Annotated in this window: 18 protein-coding genes, 1 pseudogene and 1 other annotated feature; of the genes and pseudogenes, 18 read left to right on the forward strand and 1 reads right to left on the reverse strand. The window is 40.5% G+C overall.

Translation table 11 applies throughout. The features are described from left to right. Positions 1–94 precede the first annotated feature (94 nt). From M1G05_RS02180 to M1G05_RS02225, 10 genes and pseudogenes are all read left to right on the forward strand, one after another. Positions 95–318: pseudogene (locus M1G05_RS02180) on the forward strand (hypothetical protein). Positions 319–350: 32 nt separating this feature from the next. After that, on the forward strand, positions 351–938 hold the full coding sequence (locus M1G05_RS02185) for an ATP-binding cassette domain-containing protein (protein ID WP_203213287.1): 588 nt from the start codon (positions 351–353) through the stop codon (positions 936–938). A 3-nt stretch (positions 939–941) separates the two neighbouring features. Then, complete coding sequence (locus tag M1G05_RS02190) at positions 942–2,126, forward strand: ABC transporter permease (protein ID WP_247952981.1); 1,185 nt, start codon at positions 942–944, stop codon at positions 2,124–2,126. Between the two features lie 160 nt (positions 2,127–2,286). Next, positions 2,287–2,418 (forward strand) — a sequence feature (ribosomal protein L20 leader region). Between the two features lie 15 nt (positions 2,419–2,433). Then, positions 2,434–2,964 (forward strand): translation initiation factor IF-3, encoded by a 531-nt coding sequence (infC, locus tag M1G05_RS02195; RefSeq protein WP_000848180.1) that lies wholly within the window; start codon positions 2,434–2,436, stop codon positions 2,962–2,964. A gap of 32 nt (positions 2,965–2,996) precedes the next feature. Beyond that, on the forward strand, positions 2,997–3,197 hold the full coding sequence (gene rpmI / locus M1G05_RS02200; protein ID WP_001125943.1) for a 50S ribosomal protein L35: 201 nt from the start codon (positions 2,997–2,999) through the stop codon (positions 3,195–3,197). Positions 3,198–3,248: 51 nt separating this feature from the next. Then, positions 3,249–3,608: a 50S ribosomal protein L20 gene (gene rplT / locus M1G05_RS02205; RefSeq protein WP_000124834.1), complete on the forward strand. Its 360-nt coding sequence runs from the start codon at positions 3,249–3,251 to the stop codon at positions 3,606–3,608. Between the two features lie 58 nt (positions 3,609–3,666). Next, entirely contained in the window at positions 3,667–4,047 is a 381-nt protein-coding gene (gloA, locus tag M1G05_RS02210; RefSeq protein WP_000157153.1) for a lactoylglutathione lyase, read from the forward strand. A gap of 248 nt (positions 4,048–4,295) precedes the next feature. Then, positions 4,296–5,096: a dihydroorotate dehydrogenase electron transfer subunit gene (locus M1G05_RS02215; protein WP_247952982.1), complete on the forward strand. Its 801-nt coding sequence runs from the start codon at positions 4,296–4,298 to the stop codon at positions 5,094–5,096. Continuing rightward, positions 5,059–6,045: a dihydroorotate dehydrogenase gene (locus M1G05_RS02220; RefSeq protein WP_247952983.1), complete on the forward strand. Its 987-nt coding sequence runs from the start codon at positions 5,059–5,061 to the stop codon at positions 6,043–6,045. Before M1G05_RS02215 ends, M1G05_RS02220 begins: the two co-directional genes overlap by 38 nt. A gap of 98 nt (positions 6,046–6,143) precedes the next feature. Then, entirely contained in the window at positions 6,144–7,850 is a 1,707-nt protein-coding gene (locus M1G05_RS02225) for a glucosaminidase domain-containing protein (protein ID WP_345773040.1), read from the forward strand. Positions 7,851–7,910: 60 nt separating this feature from the next. Here M1G05_RS02225 and pavA read toward each other — a convergent pair whose 3' ends face one another. Beyond that, positions 7,911–9,566, reverse strand: a complete 1,656-nt coding sequence (gene pavA / locus M1G05_RS02230; protein ID WP_247952985.1) for an Rqc2 family fibronectin-binding protein PavA — start codon at positions 9,564–9,566, stop codon at positions 7,911–7,913. A gap of 104 nt (positions 9,567–9,670) precedes the next feature. On the opposite strand from pavA, the gene ybeY reads away from it, so the two are divergent. Genes ybeY through secG form a run of 8 tightly spaced genes read left to right on the forward strand, consistent with a single transcriptional unit; the run spans position 9,671 to position 14,546 of the window. Further along, on the forward strand, positions 9,671–10,168 hold the full coding sequence (gene ybeY, locus M1G05_RS02235) for an rRNA maturation RNase YbeY (protein WP_247952986.1): 498 nt from the start codon (positions 9,671–9,673) through the stop codon (positions 10,166–10,168). Next, complete coding sequence (locus M1G05_RS02240) at positions 10,149–10,544, forward strand: diacylglycerol kinase family protein (RefSeq protein WP_000378165.1); 396 nt, start codon at positions 10,149–10,151, stop codon at positions 10,542–10,544. Before ybeY ends, M1G05_RS02240 begins: the two co-directional genes overlap by 20 nt. 16 nt (positions 10,545–10,560) lie before the next feature. Next, complete coding sequence (era, locus tag M1G05_RS02245) at positions 10,561–11,460, forward strand: GTPase Era (protein WP_023947229.1); 900 nt, start codon at positions 10,561–10,563, stop codon at positions 11,458–11,460. Positions 11,461–11,508: 48 nt separating this feature from the next. Beyond that, positions 11,509–12,333 (forward strand): DNA-formamidopyrimidine glycosylase, encoded by an 825-nt coding sequence (gene mutM / locus M1G05_RS02250; protein WP_247952987.1) that lies wholly within the window; start codon positions 11,509–11,511, stop codon positions 12,331–12,333. Next, the gene (coaE, locus tag M1G05_RS02255) at positions 12,333–12,938 is read left to right on the forward strand and encodes a dephospho-CoA kinase (RefSeq protein WP_247952988.1); all 606 of its coding nucleotides are present in this window, start codon (positions 12,333–12,335) and stop codon (positions 12,936–12,938) included. The genes mutM and coaE overlap by 1 nt, the downstream gene beginning before the upstream one ends. Continuing rightward, on the forward strand, positions 12,925–14,124 hold the full coding sequence (locus M1G05_RS02260; protein ID WP_247952989.1) for a multidrug efflux MFS transporter PmrA: 1,200 nt from the start codon (positions 12,925–12,927) through the stop codon (positions 14,122–14,124). The genes coaE and M1G05_RS02260 overlap by 14 nt, the downstream gene beginning before the upstream one ends. After that, positions 14,124–14,273: a 50S ribosomal protein L33 gene (rpmG, locus tag M1G05_RS02265; protein WP_001809104.1), complete on the forward strand. Its 150-nt coding sequence runs from the start codon at positions 14,124–14,126 to the stop codon at positions 14,271–14,273. The genes M1G05_RS02260 and rpmG overlap by 1 nt, the downstream gene beginning before the upstream one ends. A 39-nt stretch (positions 14,274–14,312) precedes the next feature. After that, the gene (gene secG / locus M1G05_RS02270) at positions 14,313–14,546 is read left to right on the forward strand and encodes a preprotein translocase subunit SecG (protein WP_000282517.1); all 234 of its coding nucleotides are present in this window, start codon (positions 14,313–14,315) and stop codon (positions 14,544–14,546) included. The last annotated feature ends 46 nt before the right edge of the window (positions 14,547–14,592 follow it).

Here is a 14,592-nt window from a genome sequence, read left to right on the forward strand (position 1 = left end):
ATAATAATGATAAAAACGATATAATGAAAGCGTATTCAATATTGATGATATAAAACCATTAAAAATTAGCAAAAACCGTTTAATTAGTTAGTTTATGATTATTGGTCTTTTTCAGTCCAGTGTATCTGCTGTGAGCGTTCTTAAAACTTATAGGTATGATTGGAATACCTTATATAGGTCTAGTATGAATTACCACAGACATAGCTATATTAACGTTCCATCATGGTCTCGTTATTATAGCTATTTTAATATAAAATTGGTTCTGGTTGGAATTACAATCGTTATGAGGTAATAAACTACTCCAGCGGAGGCTATTAATCCTTAAAGAGTGATAAAAAGGAGGGCTAGGTATGTTGCATCTTACTCATGTGACCTTAAAAACGCGACAAGTCATCTTACAAGATGTTGATTTTACATTTGAAAAGGGTAGGATTTATGGTATTCTTGCTATCAATGGCTCTGGAAAGACGACCCTGTTCCGCGCCATTAGCAATTTAATTCCTATAAGTAATGGAAATATCGTAGCCCCTCCTTCTTTATTTTATTATGAAAGCGTTGAATGGCTGGATGGAAACTTAAGTGGGATGGACTACCTTCGTCTTATCAAAAACATCTGGAAGTCAGATCTAAACTTGGGGGATGAAATTGATTACTGGGAAATGTCTGACTATATCAGCCTTCCCATTCGCAAGTATTCCTTAGGCATGAAGCAACGATTGGTGATTGCCATGTATTTACTCAGTCAGGCGAAATGCTGGCTTATGGATGAGATTACAAATGGCTTAGACGAGTATTATCGACAGAAGTTTTTTGATAGGCTAGCACAAATCGATAGACAAGAACAGCTGGTTCTTTTAAGTTCCCACTATAAGGAAGAGTTGCTTGATGTCTGCGATAGAGTAGTAACCATTCATCAGGGGCAAATAGAAGAGGTTTAGTTTATGAAAGATGTTAGTCTATTTTTATTAAAAAAAGTTTTCAAAAGTCGCTTAAACTGGATTATCTTAGCTTTATTTGTATCTGGACTCGGTGTTACCTTTTATTTTAATAGTCAGACTGCAAACTCCGTCAGTTTGGAGAGAGAGTTGGAAACTAGTCTTGTAAAAGATGAGAGAGTCATCAATGAATATGAAGAGAAACTCTCCCAAATATCTGACACCAGCTCGGAGGAATACCAAATTGCTAAAAATAATTTAGAATTGCAAAAAAATCATTTGACTCAAAAGACAGAAATTCTGACTTTATTAAAAGAAGGGCGATGGAAAGAAGCCTACTATTTGCAGTGGCAAGATGTAGAGAAGAGTTATGAAATTTTATCAAAGGAACCGACTGCTAGTTCTGACTTAAAAATGGCGGTTGACCGCGAACGAAAGACTTACCAAGCCCTATATCCCTTGAACATAAAAGCGCACAATTTAGTTTATCCGACCTACGGGATTGATCAGATTGTCTGGATTTTAGAGGCTATCATCCCAAGCTTGTTTGTGGTTGCTATTATTTTTATGCTAACGCAACTATTTGCAGAAAGATATCAAAATCATCTGGATACAGCTCAGTTATATCCTTTTTCAAAAGTGGCATTTGCAATGTCTTCTCTTGGAGTTGGAGTGGGTTATGTAACTGTGCTGTTTATCGGAATCAGCGGATTTTCTTTTCTAGTGGGAAGTATGATAAGTGGTTTTGGACAGTTAGATTATCCCTACCCGATTTATAGCTTAGTGAATCAAGAGGTAACTATTGGAAAGATACAAGATGTGTTATTTCCTGGCTTGTTCTTAGCTTTCTTAGCCTTTATCGTCATTGTGGAAGTCGTCTACTTGATTGCTTACTTTTTCAAGCAAAAAATGCCTGTCCTCTTTCTTTCACTCATTGGGATTGTTGGCTTATTGTTTGGCATCCAAACAATTCAGCCTCTTCAAAAGATTGCACATCTGATTCCCTTTACTTACTTGCGTTCAGTGGAGATTTTGTCTGGAAGATTACCTAAGCAAATTGATAATGTCAATCTGAATTGGGGTATGGGGCTAGTCTTACTTCCTTGCCTGATTATCTTTTTGCTAGTGGGGATTCTATTTATTGAAAGATGGGGAAGTTCACAGAAAAAAGAATTTTTTAATAGATCCTAGCTTTCCTATAGGGAAAATAAGTAAAAACTAACATAGAGAGGGAATCAACTTGATTCTCTCTTTTTGATTAGGAAATCAAGCCAAAATACAAATAAAAACTTTTCAAAAAAATAACTTTTTATCTTGACAAGGGCTAGAAAACTTGGTATCATATAAAAGTTGAGAAAAGCAGAAGTGAGAGCTTCTCGCCTTGTGACATCAAGTTGCCTGGCCCTACGGATGAAAAGTTTCTAAGAAACGCTATCATAACGTGCGGGCTTGTATATTTACGAGTCCGCTATTGTTTTTCTCTAATAAAACAAAAGAGGTGAAAACCATAGCAAAGCAAGACTTATTCATCAATGATGAGATTCGTGTACGTGAAGTTCGCTTGATTGGTCTTGAAGGAGAACAGCTAGGCATCAAGCCACTCAGTGAAGCGCAAGCTTTGGCTGATAACGCTAATGTTGACCTAGTATTGATTCAACCCCAAGCCAAACCGCCTGTTGCAAAAATTATGGACTACGGTAAGTTCAAATTTGAGTACCAGAAGAAGCAAAAAGAACAACGTAAAAAACAAAGTGTTGTTACTGTGAAAGAAGTTCGTCTAAGTCCAACTATTGACAAGGGTGACTTTGATACAAAACTTCGCAATGCACGCAAATTCCTTGAAAAAGGAAATAAAGTTAAGGTATCTATTCGCTTTAAGGGTCGTATGATTACCCATAAAGAGATTGGTGCAAAAGTTTTAGCCGAGTTTGCTGAAGCAACTCAAGATATTGCCATCATCGAACAACGTGCTAAAATGGATGGACGTCAAATGTTCATGCAATTGGCGCCAGCGACTGACAAAAAATAATTGTCAGAAAGTTAAATAAAGGAGAAAAAATCATGCCAAAACAAAAAACACACCGCGCATCAGCTAAACGTTTCAAACGTACAGGTTCTGGTGGACTTAAACGTTTCCGTGCTTACACTTCTCACCGTTTCCACGGAAAAACTAAGAAACAACGTCGTCATCTTCGTAAAGCATCTATGGTGCATTCAGGAGATTACAAACGTATCAAAGCAATGCTTACTCGCTTGAAATAATAGCCTAACAGTAAGTAAACAATTCTAGGAAATATTTGGAGGAAATAAAACATGGCACGTGTTAAAGGTGGCGTTGTATCACGCAAACGTCGTAAACGTATTCTTAAATTAGCAAAAGGTTACTATGGAGCTAAACACATCTTGTTCCGTACTGCAAAAGAACAAGTAATGAACTCTTACTACTATGCATACCGTGACCGTCGTCAGAAAAAACGTGACTTCCGCAAATTGTGGATCACTCGTATCAATGCGGCAGCTCGTATGAACGGACTTTCATACTCACAATTGATGCATGGTTTGAAATTGGCTGAGATCGAAGTTAACCGTAAAATGCTTGCTGACTTGGCTGTTAACGATGCAGCAGCTTTCACAGCTCTTGCAGATGCAGCGAAAGCAAAACTTGGTAAATAATAACAGATAAGACTGGAACAGGATTGTCCCAGTCTTTTTGAAAATAAAGGAGAAAAATATGGCTTCAAAAATGCTACACACTTGCTTGCGAGTAGAAAATCTTGAAAAATCAATCGCATTTTATCAAGATGCTTTTGGTTTTAAAGAATTGCGTCGCAGAGATTTTCCAGACCATGCCTTCACGATTGTCTATCTAGGTCTTGAGGGTGATGACTATGAGTTGGAGTTGACTTATAACTACGATCATGGTCCTTATGTGGTTGGAGATGGATTTGCCCATATCGCCCTCAGTACACCTGATCTTGAGGCGCTTCATCAAGAGCATAGTGCAAAAGGATATGAAGTGACTGAGCCAAATGGTCTACCAGGAACTGCACCTAACTATTACTTTGTAAAAGACCCTGATGGCTACAAGGTCGAAGTCATTCGTGAAAAATAATCTCGTGAGGTCAAGTAGAATGTTCGTTTTCTACTTGACTTTTTTTAGCTGAAAGAGTATACTAATAAAAATTTAACCTTTAAGGGGAGTCCAGAGAGACTCACAAGGTGTCAGATAAAAGAATAGTACAATTTTCTAGAGGAGACTTTTTGAGTGTGCTCTCTTGTCTTGTACGATTTTAACTGAGGCCTTGCACTAGCAAGGTCTTTTCTTTATCTGATCCCCTTAAAATTTAAGGAGGAAAAGTCATGAATCCCACATGTAAGAAACGTTTGGGTGCCATTCGTTTGGAAACCATGAAGGTGGTTGCACAGGAGGAAATCGCGCCAGCAATCTTTGAATTAGTCCTAGAAGGGGAAATGGTTGAAGCTATGCGAGTAGGCCAATTTCTTCATCTGCGTGTGCCTGATGATGCCCATCTCTTGCGTCGCCCTATTTCAATTTCGTCTATTGATAAGGTTAACAAGCAGTGTCACCTCATTTATCGGATTGAGGGAGCTGGGACAGCTATTTTCTCAACCTTAAGTCAGGGAGATACTCTTGATGTGATGGGGCCTCAGGGAAATGGTTTTGACTTGTCTGACCTAGATGAGCAGAGCCAGGTTCTCCTTGTTGGTGGGGGGATTGGTGTTCCTCCCTTGCTTGAGGTGGCCAAGGAATTGCATGCGCGTGGTGTGAAAGTAGTGATAGTTCTCGGTTTTGCGACTAAGGATGCTGTTATTTTAGAGACGGAATTAGCTCAATATGGTCAAGTCTTTGTAACGACAGATGATGGTTCTTATGGTATCAAGGGAAATGTTTCCGTTGTTATCAAGGATTTAGACAGTCAGTTTGATGCTGTTTACTCATGTGGGGCGCCTGGAATGATGAAGTATATCAATCAAACTTTTTATGACCATCCAAGAGCCTATCTATCTCTGGAATCTCGTATGGCTTGTGGGATGGGAGCTTGCTATGCCTGCGTCTTAAAAGTGCCAGAAAGTGAGACGGTTAGTCAACGCGTCTGTGAAGATGGCCCGGTTTTCCGCACAGGAACAGTTGTATTATAAGGAGAAAATTATGACTACAAATCGTTTACAAGTTTCTCTACCTGGCTTGGATTTGAAAAATCCGATTATTCCAGCATCAGGCTGTTTTGGTTTTGGACAAGAGTATGCCAAGTACTATGATTTAGACCTTTTAGGTTCTATTATGATCAAGGCGACAACTCTTGAACCACGCTTTGGCAATCCAACTCCAAGGGTGGCAGAAACACCTGCTGGCATGCTCAATGCAATTGGCTTACAAAATCCTGGTTTGGAAGTTGTTTTGGCTGAAAAGTTACCTTGGCTGGAAAGAGAATATCCAAATCTTCCTATTATTGCCAATGTAGCTGGTTTTTCAAAACAAGAGTATGCAGCTGTTTCTCATGGTATTTCCAAGGCAGCCAATGTAAAGGCTATTGAGCTCAATATTTCTTGCCCCAATGTTGACCACTGTAATCACGGACTTTTGATTGGTCAAGACCCAGATTTAGCTTATGATGTGGTGAAAGCAGCTGTGGAAGCCTCTGATGTACCAGTTTATGTCAAACTAACCCCTAGTGTGACGGATATCGTCACTGTCGCAAAAGCTGCAGAAGATGCAGGAGCAAGCGGATTAACCATGATTAATACTCTGGTTGGAATGCGCTTTGACCTCAAAACCAGAAAACCAATCTTGGCCAATGGAACAGGTGGAATGTCTGGTCCAGCAGTTTTTCCAGTAGCCCTCAAACTCATCCGCCAAGTAGCGCAAACAACAGACCTGCCTATCATTGGAATGGGGGGAGTGGATTCGGCAGAAACTGCCCTAGAAATGTATCTGGCGGGAGCATCTGCTATTGGAGTTGGAACAGCCAACTTTACTAATCCATATGCCTGTCCTGATATCATCGAACATCTACCAAGAGTCATGGACAAATACGGCATCAGCAGTCTAGAAAATCTCCGCAAGGAAGTAAAAGAGTCTCTGAGGTAAACTGCAATCTATCTGTTCTTGATTTTTTATTAGTTTGTAATGTTGATTATAGAGAATTTTGATATAATGAAATGAGTAAGAACAGAGGAAGTAAATTAATGAAGAAATTGAGATTTATTTTTTTAGCCCTGCTATTTTTCTTAGCCAGACCAGAGGGTGTAATGGCAAGTGATGGTACTTGGCAAGGAAAACAATACCTGAAAGCAGATGGCAACCAAGCGGCTAATGAGTGGGTTTTTGATGCTCATTATCAGTCTTGGTTTTATATTAAAGCAGATGCTAACTATGCTGAAAATGAATGGTTGAAGCAAGGTGACGACTATTTTTACCTCAAATCTGGTGGCTATATGGCCAAATTAGAATGGATAGAAGACAAGGGAGTCTTTTATTATCTTGACCAAGATGGAAAGATGAAAAGAAATGCTTGGCTAGGAACTTCCTATGTCGGTGCTACAGGTGCTAAGGTAATAGAAGACTGGGTATATGATTCTCAATATGATGCTTGGTTTTATATCAAAGCAGATGGACAACACGCAGAGAAAGAATGGCTCCAAATTAAGGGCAAGGACTATTATTTCAAATCCGGTGGTTATTTACTGACAAGTCAGTGGATTGAACAGGCTTATGTGAGCGCTAGTGGCGCTAAAGTACAGCAAGGTTGGCTTTTTGACAAACAATACCAATCTTGGTTTTACATTAAAGAAACTGGAAATCATGCTGATAAAGAATGGATTTTCGAAAATGGTCACTATTATTATCTAAAATCCGGTGGCTATATGGCAGCCAATGAATGGATTTTGGATAAGGAGTCATGGTTTTATCTCAAGTCTGATGGCAAAATGGCTGAGAAAGAATGGATATACGATTCTAAAAGTCAAGCCTGGTACTACTTCAAATCCGGTGGCTACATGGCAAAAAATGAGACTATTGATGGTCATCAGTTAGGAAACGATGGAAAGTGGCATAAGGAGTCCAAGACTAGCTCTGATTATTATCAGGTCCTTCCAGTTACTGCAAATATCTATAATGCAGATGGTGAAAAGCTCTCCTATATATCGCAAGGTAGTGTCGTATGGCTAGACAAGGATAGAAAAAGTGATGACAAGCGCTTGGCTATTACTATTTCTGGTTTGTCAGGATATATGAAAACAGAAGATTTACAAGCACTAGATACTAGTAAGGACTTTATCCCTTATTATGAGAGTGATGGACATCGTTTTTATCACTATGTGGCTCAGAATGCTAGTATCCCAGTAGCTGCTCATCTTTCTGATATGGAAGTAGGCAAGAAATATTATTCGGCAGATGGACTGCATTTTGAAGGTTTTAACCTTGAAAATCCCTTCCTTTTTAAAGATTTGACAGAGGCTACAAACTATAGTGCTGAAGACTTGGATAAGGTATTTAGTTTGCTAAATATTAATAATAGCCTCTTGGAAAATAAGGGAGCTACCTTTAAGGAAGCCGAAGAACATTACCATATCAATGCCCTCTATCTCCTTGCTCATAGTGCCTTAGAAAGCGACTGGGGACGTAGCAAGATTGCCAAAGATAAGAATAATTTCTTTGGAATTACAGCCTATGATACGACACCTTACCTTTCTGCTAAGACATTTGATGATGTGGATAAGGGAATTTTAGGTGCAACAAAGTGGATTAAGGAAAATTATATCGATAGGGGCAGAACTTTCCTTGGAAATAAGGCGTCTGGTATGAATGTGGAATATGCCTCAGACCCTTATTGGGGTGAAAAAATTGCTAGTGTGATGATGAAAATCAATGAGAAACTTGGTGGCAAAGATTAGTCCTATAATTGGATATGATTTGAGTGAATAGTATGTTAAAAATCCTGATTTCAAGTAAAATCAGGATTTTTTCATGGATGCGATTTTTTCGGGGTCTGGTGTGACACGGAGGGTCTTTTGTCCTGTGTAAGTGACAAAGCCGGGTTTTCCACCAGTTGGTTTATTGAGTTTTTTGACTTCAATCATATCTACCTGCACGAGATTCGACAGGCGCCCTTGAGAGAAGTAGGCAGCTAACTCTGCTGCGTCTGTCTTGACTTCATCAGATGGGTCAAGATTTCCTGAGATGACAACATGGCTTCCAGGAATGTCCTTAGCATGGAACCAAAGTTCTTCCTTGCGGGCCATTTTAAAGGTTAGCTCCTCGTTTTGTAGGTTGTTTCGGCCGACATAGATGATGGTTTTGCCATCGCTTGCTAGATATTGTTCTGGTTTTTTGCGTTTCTGGATTTTTTCTCGCTGTCTTCTGCGGATAAAACCAGTTTGAATCAATTCTTCACGGATTTCAGCGATTTCTTCTAGTCCAGCTTGGTTGAGGACGGTCTCCACACTTTCCAGATAGAGAATGGTTGCCTTGGTTTCTTCAATCAAATCAGTCAAGTATTTGACAGCTTCTTTTAGTTTCTGGTAACGTTTAAAATAGCGTTGAGCATTTTGATTGGGAGTCAAGGCCTTATCAAGCGCAATCGTGATAGGTTGATTAGTATAGTAGTTGTCCATGATAACCTGGTCTTGGTCGTTAGGCACTTGGTGGAGGAAGGTTGTCAGCAATTCTCCTTTTTGACGAAATTCTTCAGCGTTGTCTGTCGCCAGTAACTCTTTTTCCTGTTTTTTTAGCTTATGTCGATTTTTTTGAAGTTCATTTTCAACACGGCGAATGAGTTCACTGGCTTGCTGTTTGACGCGGTCGCGCTCAGCCTTATCCTTATAGTAGGTGTCTAACAAATCAGAAAGACTTGCAAAAGGCTCTCCCACCTGATTTGCAAAAGGAACTGGACTGAAGGAAGTCTCAGTTAAGCATGGTTTAGTTTCTTGATTGAAAAAGTTTCGGAAAGTGGAAAGTTTTTCACTAACCAGTATGCTTTCCAATTCATTTGCCGTATCGCGTCCCAGACCTTGAAAGACGCTTTGAAGATTTTTAGCTGTCGTTTCCTGTGTTTGCAGGATTTCAAAGAGTTTCTCGTCCTTGATAGTAAAAGGATTGAGAGCTTCCGTACTTGGCGGAGCGATATAGGTCGATCCAGGAAGTAAGGTACGGTAGCTATTTTGTGAAAAGCCAACATGTTTGATAACTTCGAGGATTTTGTGGCTACTTTTATCAACCAGTAGAATATTACTGTGTTTCCCCATGATTTCGATAACCAAGGTAGCCTGAATATGATCTCCAATCTCGTTTTTATTGGAAACCGTGATTTCCACAATGCGGTCATTTTCCACTTGCTCAATTGACTCAATCAAGGCACCCTGCAAATACTTTCTCAAAACCATGATAAAGGTAGAGGGTTGGGCTGGATTTTCAAAAGTCGTCTGGGTCAGCTGAATGCGTCCAAAAACAGGATGGGCAGAGAGGAGCAGGCGATGGCTTTGGCGATTGCTACGGATTTGCAAGACCAACTCTTGTTCAAAAGGCTGATTGATTTTCTGAATGCGACCGTTCACTAACTCTCTTCGCAATTCCTCAACCATGTGGTGTAAAAAAAATCCGTCAAATGACATCGTTCTCTCCTTGTGATTGTATTCCATAGTATTATATCAAAAAGGTAGAATAAAATCATGGAAATGTGGTATAATAAAGCCAAGTAAAGAGAAACGAGAAGCACATGTATATTGAAATGGTAGATGAAACTTGTCAAGTTTCAAAAGAAATGTTGCAACAAACCCAAGAAATTTTGGAATTTGCAGCCCAAAAATTAGGAAAAGAAGACAAGGAGATGGCAGTCACTTTTGTGACCAATGAACGTAGTCATGAACTTAATCTGGAGTACCGTGACACAGACCGTCCGACAGATGTTATCAGCCTTGAATATAAACCAGAGTTGGAAATTGCCTTTGACGAGGAAGATTTGCTTGAAAATCCGGACTTGGCAGAGATGATGTCTGAGTTTGATGCCTATATTGGGGAATTGTTCATCTCTATCGATAAGGCACATGAGCAGGCCGAGGAATATGGCCATAGCTTTGAGCGTGAGATGGGCTTCTTGGCAGTACACGGTTTTTTACATATTAACGGCTATGATCACTACACTCCGGAAGAAGAAGCGGAGATGTTCGGTTTACAAGAAGAAATTTTGACAGCCTATGGACTCACAAGACAATAAACGAAAATGGAAAAATCGTGACCTGATATCCAGTTTAGAATTTGCTCTTACAGGAATTTTTACTGCCATAAAGGAAGAACGCAATATGCGAAAACATGCGGTGACGGCTCTTGTAGTCATTCTTGCAGGTTTTGTTTTTCAGGTATCACGAATCGAATGGCTCTTTCTACTATTGAGCATTTTCTTGGTAGTAGCCTTTGAAATTATTAACTCTGCTATTGAAAATGTAGTGGATTTGGCCAGTCACTATCACTTTTCCATGCTGGCTAAAAATGCAAAGGATATGGCAGCTGGCGCGGTATTAGTAGTCTCTCTTTTCGCGGCCTTAACAGGCGCATTGATTTTTCTCCCACGGATTTGGGATCTAATATTTTAAACAGTAAGAGGAAATTATGACATTTAAATCAGGCTTTGTAGCCATTTTAGGACGTCCCAATGTTGGGAAGTCAACTTTTTTAAATCACGTTATGGGGCAAAAGATTGCCATCATGAGTGACAAGGCGCAGACAACGCGCAATAAAATCATGGGAATTTACACCACTGATAAAGAACAAATTGTCTTTATTGATACACCAGGGATTCACAAGCCTAAGACAGCTCTCGGAGATTTTATGGTTGAGTCTGCCTACAGTACCCTTCGTGAAGTGGATACAGTTCTTTTCATGGTACCTGCTGATGAAGCGCGTGGTAAGGGGGACGATATGATTATCGAGCGTCTCAAGGCTGCCAAGGTTCCTGTCATTTTGGTGGTGAACAAGATCGATAAGGTTCACCCAGACCAGCTTTTGTCTCAGATTGATGATTTCCGTAACCAAATGGAATTTAAGGAAATCGTTCCTATCTCAGCTCTTCAAGGGAATAACGTCTCTCGTCTAGTGGATATTTTGAGTGAAAATCTGGACGAAGGTTTCCAATATTTCCCATCTGATCAAATCACAGACCATCCAGAACGTTTCTTGGTTTCAGAGATGGTTCGCGAGAAAGTCTTGCACCTAACTCGTGAAGAGATCCCGCATTCTGTCGCAGTAGTTGTGGATTCTATGAAACGAGACGAAGAGACAGACAAGGTTCACATCCGTGCAACCATCATGGTCGAGCGCGATAGCCAAAAAGGGATTATCATCGGTAAAGGTGGTGCTATGCTTAAGAAAATCGGTAGTATGGCCCGTCGTGATATTGAACTCATGCTAGGAGACAAGGTCTTCCTAGAAACATGGGTCAAGGTCAAGAAAAACTGGCGCGATAAAAAGCTAGATTTGGCTGACTTTGGCTATAATGAAAAAGAATATTAAGTAGAGGTGGGCTCATGCCTGCTTCTTGTTTTTACAGAAGGAGGACTTATGCCTGAATTACCTGAGGTTGAAACCGTTCGTCGTGGCTTAGAAAAATTGATTTTGGGAAAGAAAATTTCGAGTATAGAAATTCGCTATCCCAAGATGATTAAAACGGATTTGGACGAGTTTCGAAAGGAAGTACCTGGTCAAGTTGTTGAGTCAATGGGACGTCGTGGCAAATATTTGCTTTTTTACCTGACAGACAAGGTCTTGATTTCCCATCTGCGGATGGAGGGCAAGTATTTTTACTATCCAGACCAGGTTCCTGAACGCAAGCATGCCCATCTTTTCTTCCAGTTTGAGGATGGTGGCACGCTTGTTTATGAGGATGTACGCAAGTTTGGTACTATGGAACTCTTGTCTCCTGGCCTCTTGGAAGCTTATTTTATTTCTAAGAAATTAGGTCCTGAACCAAGCGAACAAGACTTTGATTTACAGGTCTTTCAAGTAGCTCTAGCTCAGTCTAAAAAGCCTATCAAGTCCCATCTCCTAGACCAGACCTTGGTGGCTGGACTTGGCAATATCTATGTGGATGAGGTCCTCTGGCGAGCTCAGGTTCATCCAGCTAGGCCTTCCCAGACTTTGACAGCAGCAGAAGCGACAGCTATTCATGACCAGACAATTGCTGTATTGGGACAGGCTGTTGAAAAAGGTGGTTCTACCATTCGGACTTATACCAATGCCTTTGGGGAAGATGGAACCATGCAGGATTTTCATCAGGTCTATGACAAGGCTGGTCAAGAATGTGTACGCTGTGGCATTGTGATTGAAAAAATCCAACTAGGCGGACGAGGCACCCACTTTTGTCCAAGCTGTCAAAGGAGGGACTGATGGGAAAAATCATCGGAATCACAGGAGGAATTGCCTCGGGTAAGTCAACTGTGACAAATTTTCTAAGACAGCAAGGTTTTCAAGTGGTGGATGCCGATGCAGTCGTCCACCAACTACAGAAACCTGGTGGTCGTCTGTTTGAGGCTCTAGTTCAGCATTTTGGTCAAGAAATCATCCTAGAAAATGGAGAACTCGATCGCCCTCTCCTAGCTAGTCTCATCTTTTCAAATCCTGATGAACGGGAATGGTCTAAACGAATCCAAGGAGAGATTATCCGTGAAGAACTGGCTACTTTGAGAGACCAGTTGGCTCAGACAGAAGAGATTTTTTTCATGGATATACCCCTGCTTTTTGAACAAGACTACAACGCTTGGTTTGATGAGACGTGGTTGGTCTATGTGGATCGGAATATCCAAGTGGAACGATTAATGAAAAGGGATCAGCTATCCAAGGATGAAGCTGAGTCTCGTCTGGCAGCCCAGTGGCCTTTAGAGAAAAAGAAAGATTTGGCTAGTCATGTTTTAGATAACAATGGAAATCTGGACCAGCTTCTTACTCAAGTGCATATCCTTCTCGAGGGAGGTAAGCAAGATGACAGAGATTAACTGGAAGGATAATCTGCGCATTGCCTGGTTTGGTAATTTTCTGACTGGAGCTAGTATTTCTTTGGTTGTGCCCTTTATGCCCATTTTTGTGGAAAATCTAGGTGTTGGGAGTGAGCAAGCTGCTTTTTATGCAGGCTTAGCTATTTCTGTCTCTGCTATTTCCGCGGCGCTCTTTTCTCCTATCTGGGGAATCCTTGCCGACAAATACGGTCGAAAACCCATGATGATTCGGGCTGGTCTTGCCATGACGATCACTATGGGAGGCTTGGCCTTTGTCCCAAATATCTATTGGTTAATCTTTCTTCGTTTATTAAACGGTGTATTTGCAGGATTTGTTCCCAATGCAACGGCCTTGATAGCCAGTCAGGCTCCCAAGGAGAAATCAGGCTCTGCCTTAGGTACTTTGTCTACTGGCGTAGTTGCAGGCACTCTAACTGGCCCCTTTATTGGTGGCTTTATTGCAGAATTATTTGGTATTCGTACAGTTTTCTTACTGGTTGGTAGTTTTCTGTTTTTAGCTGCTATTTTGACTATTTGCTTTATCAAGGAAGATTTTCAACCAGTAGCCAAGGAAAAGGCTATTCCAACAAAGGAATTATTTACCTCGGTTAAATATCCCTATCTTTTGGTCAATCTCTTTCTAACTAGTTTTGTCATCCAATTTTCAGCCCAATCGATCGGCCCTATTTTGGCTCTTTATGTACGCGACTTAGGGCAGACAGAGAATCTTCTTTTTGTCTCTGGTTTGATTGTGTCCAGCATGGGCTTTTCCAGCATGATGAGTGCAGGAGTCATGGGTAAGCTAGGTGACAAGGTGGGCAATCATCGTCTCTTGGTTGTTGCCCAGTTTTATTCAGTTATCATCTATCTTCTCTGTGCCAATGCCTCTAGCCCCCTTCAACTAGGACTCTATCGTTTCCTCTTTGGCTTGGGAACCGGTGCGCTGATACCTGGTGTCAATGCCCTTCTCAGCAAAATGACTCCAAAAGCCGGCATTTCGAGGGTCTTTGCCTTCAATCAGGTATTCTTTTATCTGGGAGGTGTCGTTGGTCCCATGGCAGGTTCTGCAGTAGCAGTCCAATTTGGCTACCATGCTGTCTTTTATGCGACAAGCCTTTGTGTTGCCTTTAGTTGTCTCTTTAACCTGCTTCAATTTCGAACATTATTAAAAGTAAAGGAAATCTAGTGCGAGTAAAAATTAATCTCAAATGCTCCTCTTGTGGCAGTATCAATTACCTAACTAGTAAAAATTCAAAAACCCATCCAGACAAGATCGAGGTTTTAAAGTATTGTCCCAAGGAAAGAAAAGTAACCCTACATCTTGAATCTAAGTAGATTTTATGGTAAAATAATAAGGATTTTAAGGAGTTTGATATGTATAACCTATTATTAACCATTTTATTAGTATTATCTGTTGTGATTGTGATTGCGATTTTCATGCAACCAACCAAAAACCAATCCAGCAATGTATTTGATGCCAGCTCAGGTGATTTGTTTGAACGCAGTAAAGCACGCGGTTTTGAAGCTGTAATGCAGCGTTTGACAGGGATTTTAGTCTTTTTCTGGCTAGCCATTGCCTTAGCATTGACGGTATTATCAAGTAGATAAGAAAATAATGGGCAAGACTAGGTCTTTGCCTCTTTTTATTTTTAAA

The sequence above is a fragment of the Streptococcus mitis genome, from assembly GCF_023109515.1.
GTDB lineage: Bacteria > Bacillota > Bacilli > Lactobacillales > Streptococcaceae > Streptococcus > Streptococcus mitis_CS.

What these genes read in the sequence shown, in the direction of transcription:
- M1G05_RS02185 (WP_203213287.1), top strand. Translation starts at nt 351, where the DNA reads ATGTTGCATCTTACTCATGTGACCTTAAAAACGCGACAAGTCATCTTA.
- M1G05_RS02190 (WP_247952981.1), top strand. Translation starts at nt 942, where the DNA reads ATGAAAGATGTTAGTCTATTTTTATTAAAAAAAGTTTTCAAAAGTCGC.
- rpmI (WP_001125943.1), top strand. Translation starts at nt 2,997, where the DNA reads ATGCCAAAACAAAAAACACACCGCGCATCAGCTAAACGTTTCAAACGT.
- rplT (WP_000124834.1), top strand. Translation starts at nt 3,249, where the DNA reads ATGGCACGTGTTAAAGGTGGCGTTGTATCACGCAAACGTCGTAAACGT.
- gloA (WP_000157153.1), top strand. Translation starts at nt 3,667, where the DNA reads ATGGCTTCAAAAATGCTACACACTTGCTTGCGAGTAGAAAATCTTGAA.
- M1G05_RS02215 (WP_247952982.1), top strand. Translation starts at nt 4,296, where the DNA reads ATGAATCCCACATGTAAGAAACGTTTGGGTGCCATTCGTTTGGAAACC.
- M1G05_RS02220 (WP_247952983.1), top strand. Translation starts at nt 5,059, where the DNA reads ATGGCCCGGTTTTCCGCACAGGAACAGTTGTATTATAAGGAGAAAATT.
- M1G05_RS02225 (WP_345773040.1), top strand. Translation starts at nt 6,144, where the DNA reads ATGAAGAAATTGAGATTTATTTTTTTAGCCCTGCTATTTTTCTTAGCC.
- pavA (WP_247952985.1), bottom strand. Translation starts at nt 9,566, where the DNA reads ATGTCATTTGACGGATTTTTTTTACACCACATGGTTGAGGAATTGCGA.
- ybeY (WP_247952986.1), top strand. Translation starts at nt 9,671, where the DNA reads ATGTATATTGAAATGGTAGATGAAACTTGTCAAGTTTCAAAAGAAATG.
- M1G05_RS02240 (WP_000378165.1), top strand. Translation starts at nt 10,149, where the DNA reads ATGGACTCACAAGACAATAAACGAAAATGGAAAAATCGTGACCTGATA.
- era (WP_023947229.1), top strand. Translation starts at nt 10,561, where the DNA reads ATGACATTTAAATCAGGCTTTGTAGCCATTTTAGGACGTCCCAATGTT.
- mutM (WP_247952987.1), top strand. Translation starts at nt 11,509, where the DNA reads ATGCCTGAATTACCTGAGGTTGAAACCGTTCGTCGTGGCTTAGAAAAA.
- coaE (WP_247952988.1), top strand. Translation starts at nt 12,333, where the DNA reads ATGGGAAAAATCATCGGAATCACAGGAGGAATTGCCTCGGGTAAGTCA.
- M1G05_RS02260 (WP_247952989.1), top strand. Translation starts at nt 12,925, where the DNA reads ATGACAGAGATTAACTGGAAGGATAATCTGCGCATTGCCTGGTTTGGT.
- secG (WP_000282517.1), top strand. Translation starts at nt 14,313, where the DNA reads ATGTATAACCTATTATTAACCATTTTATTAGTATTATCTGTTGTGATT.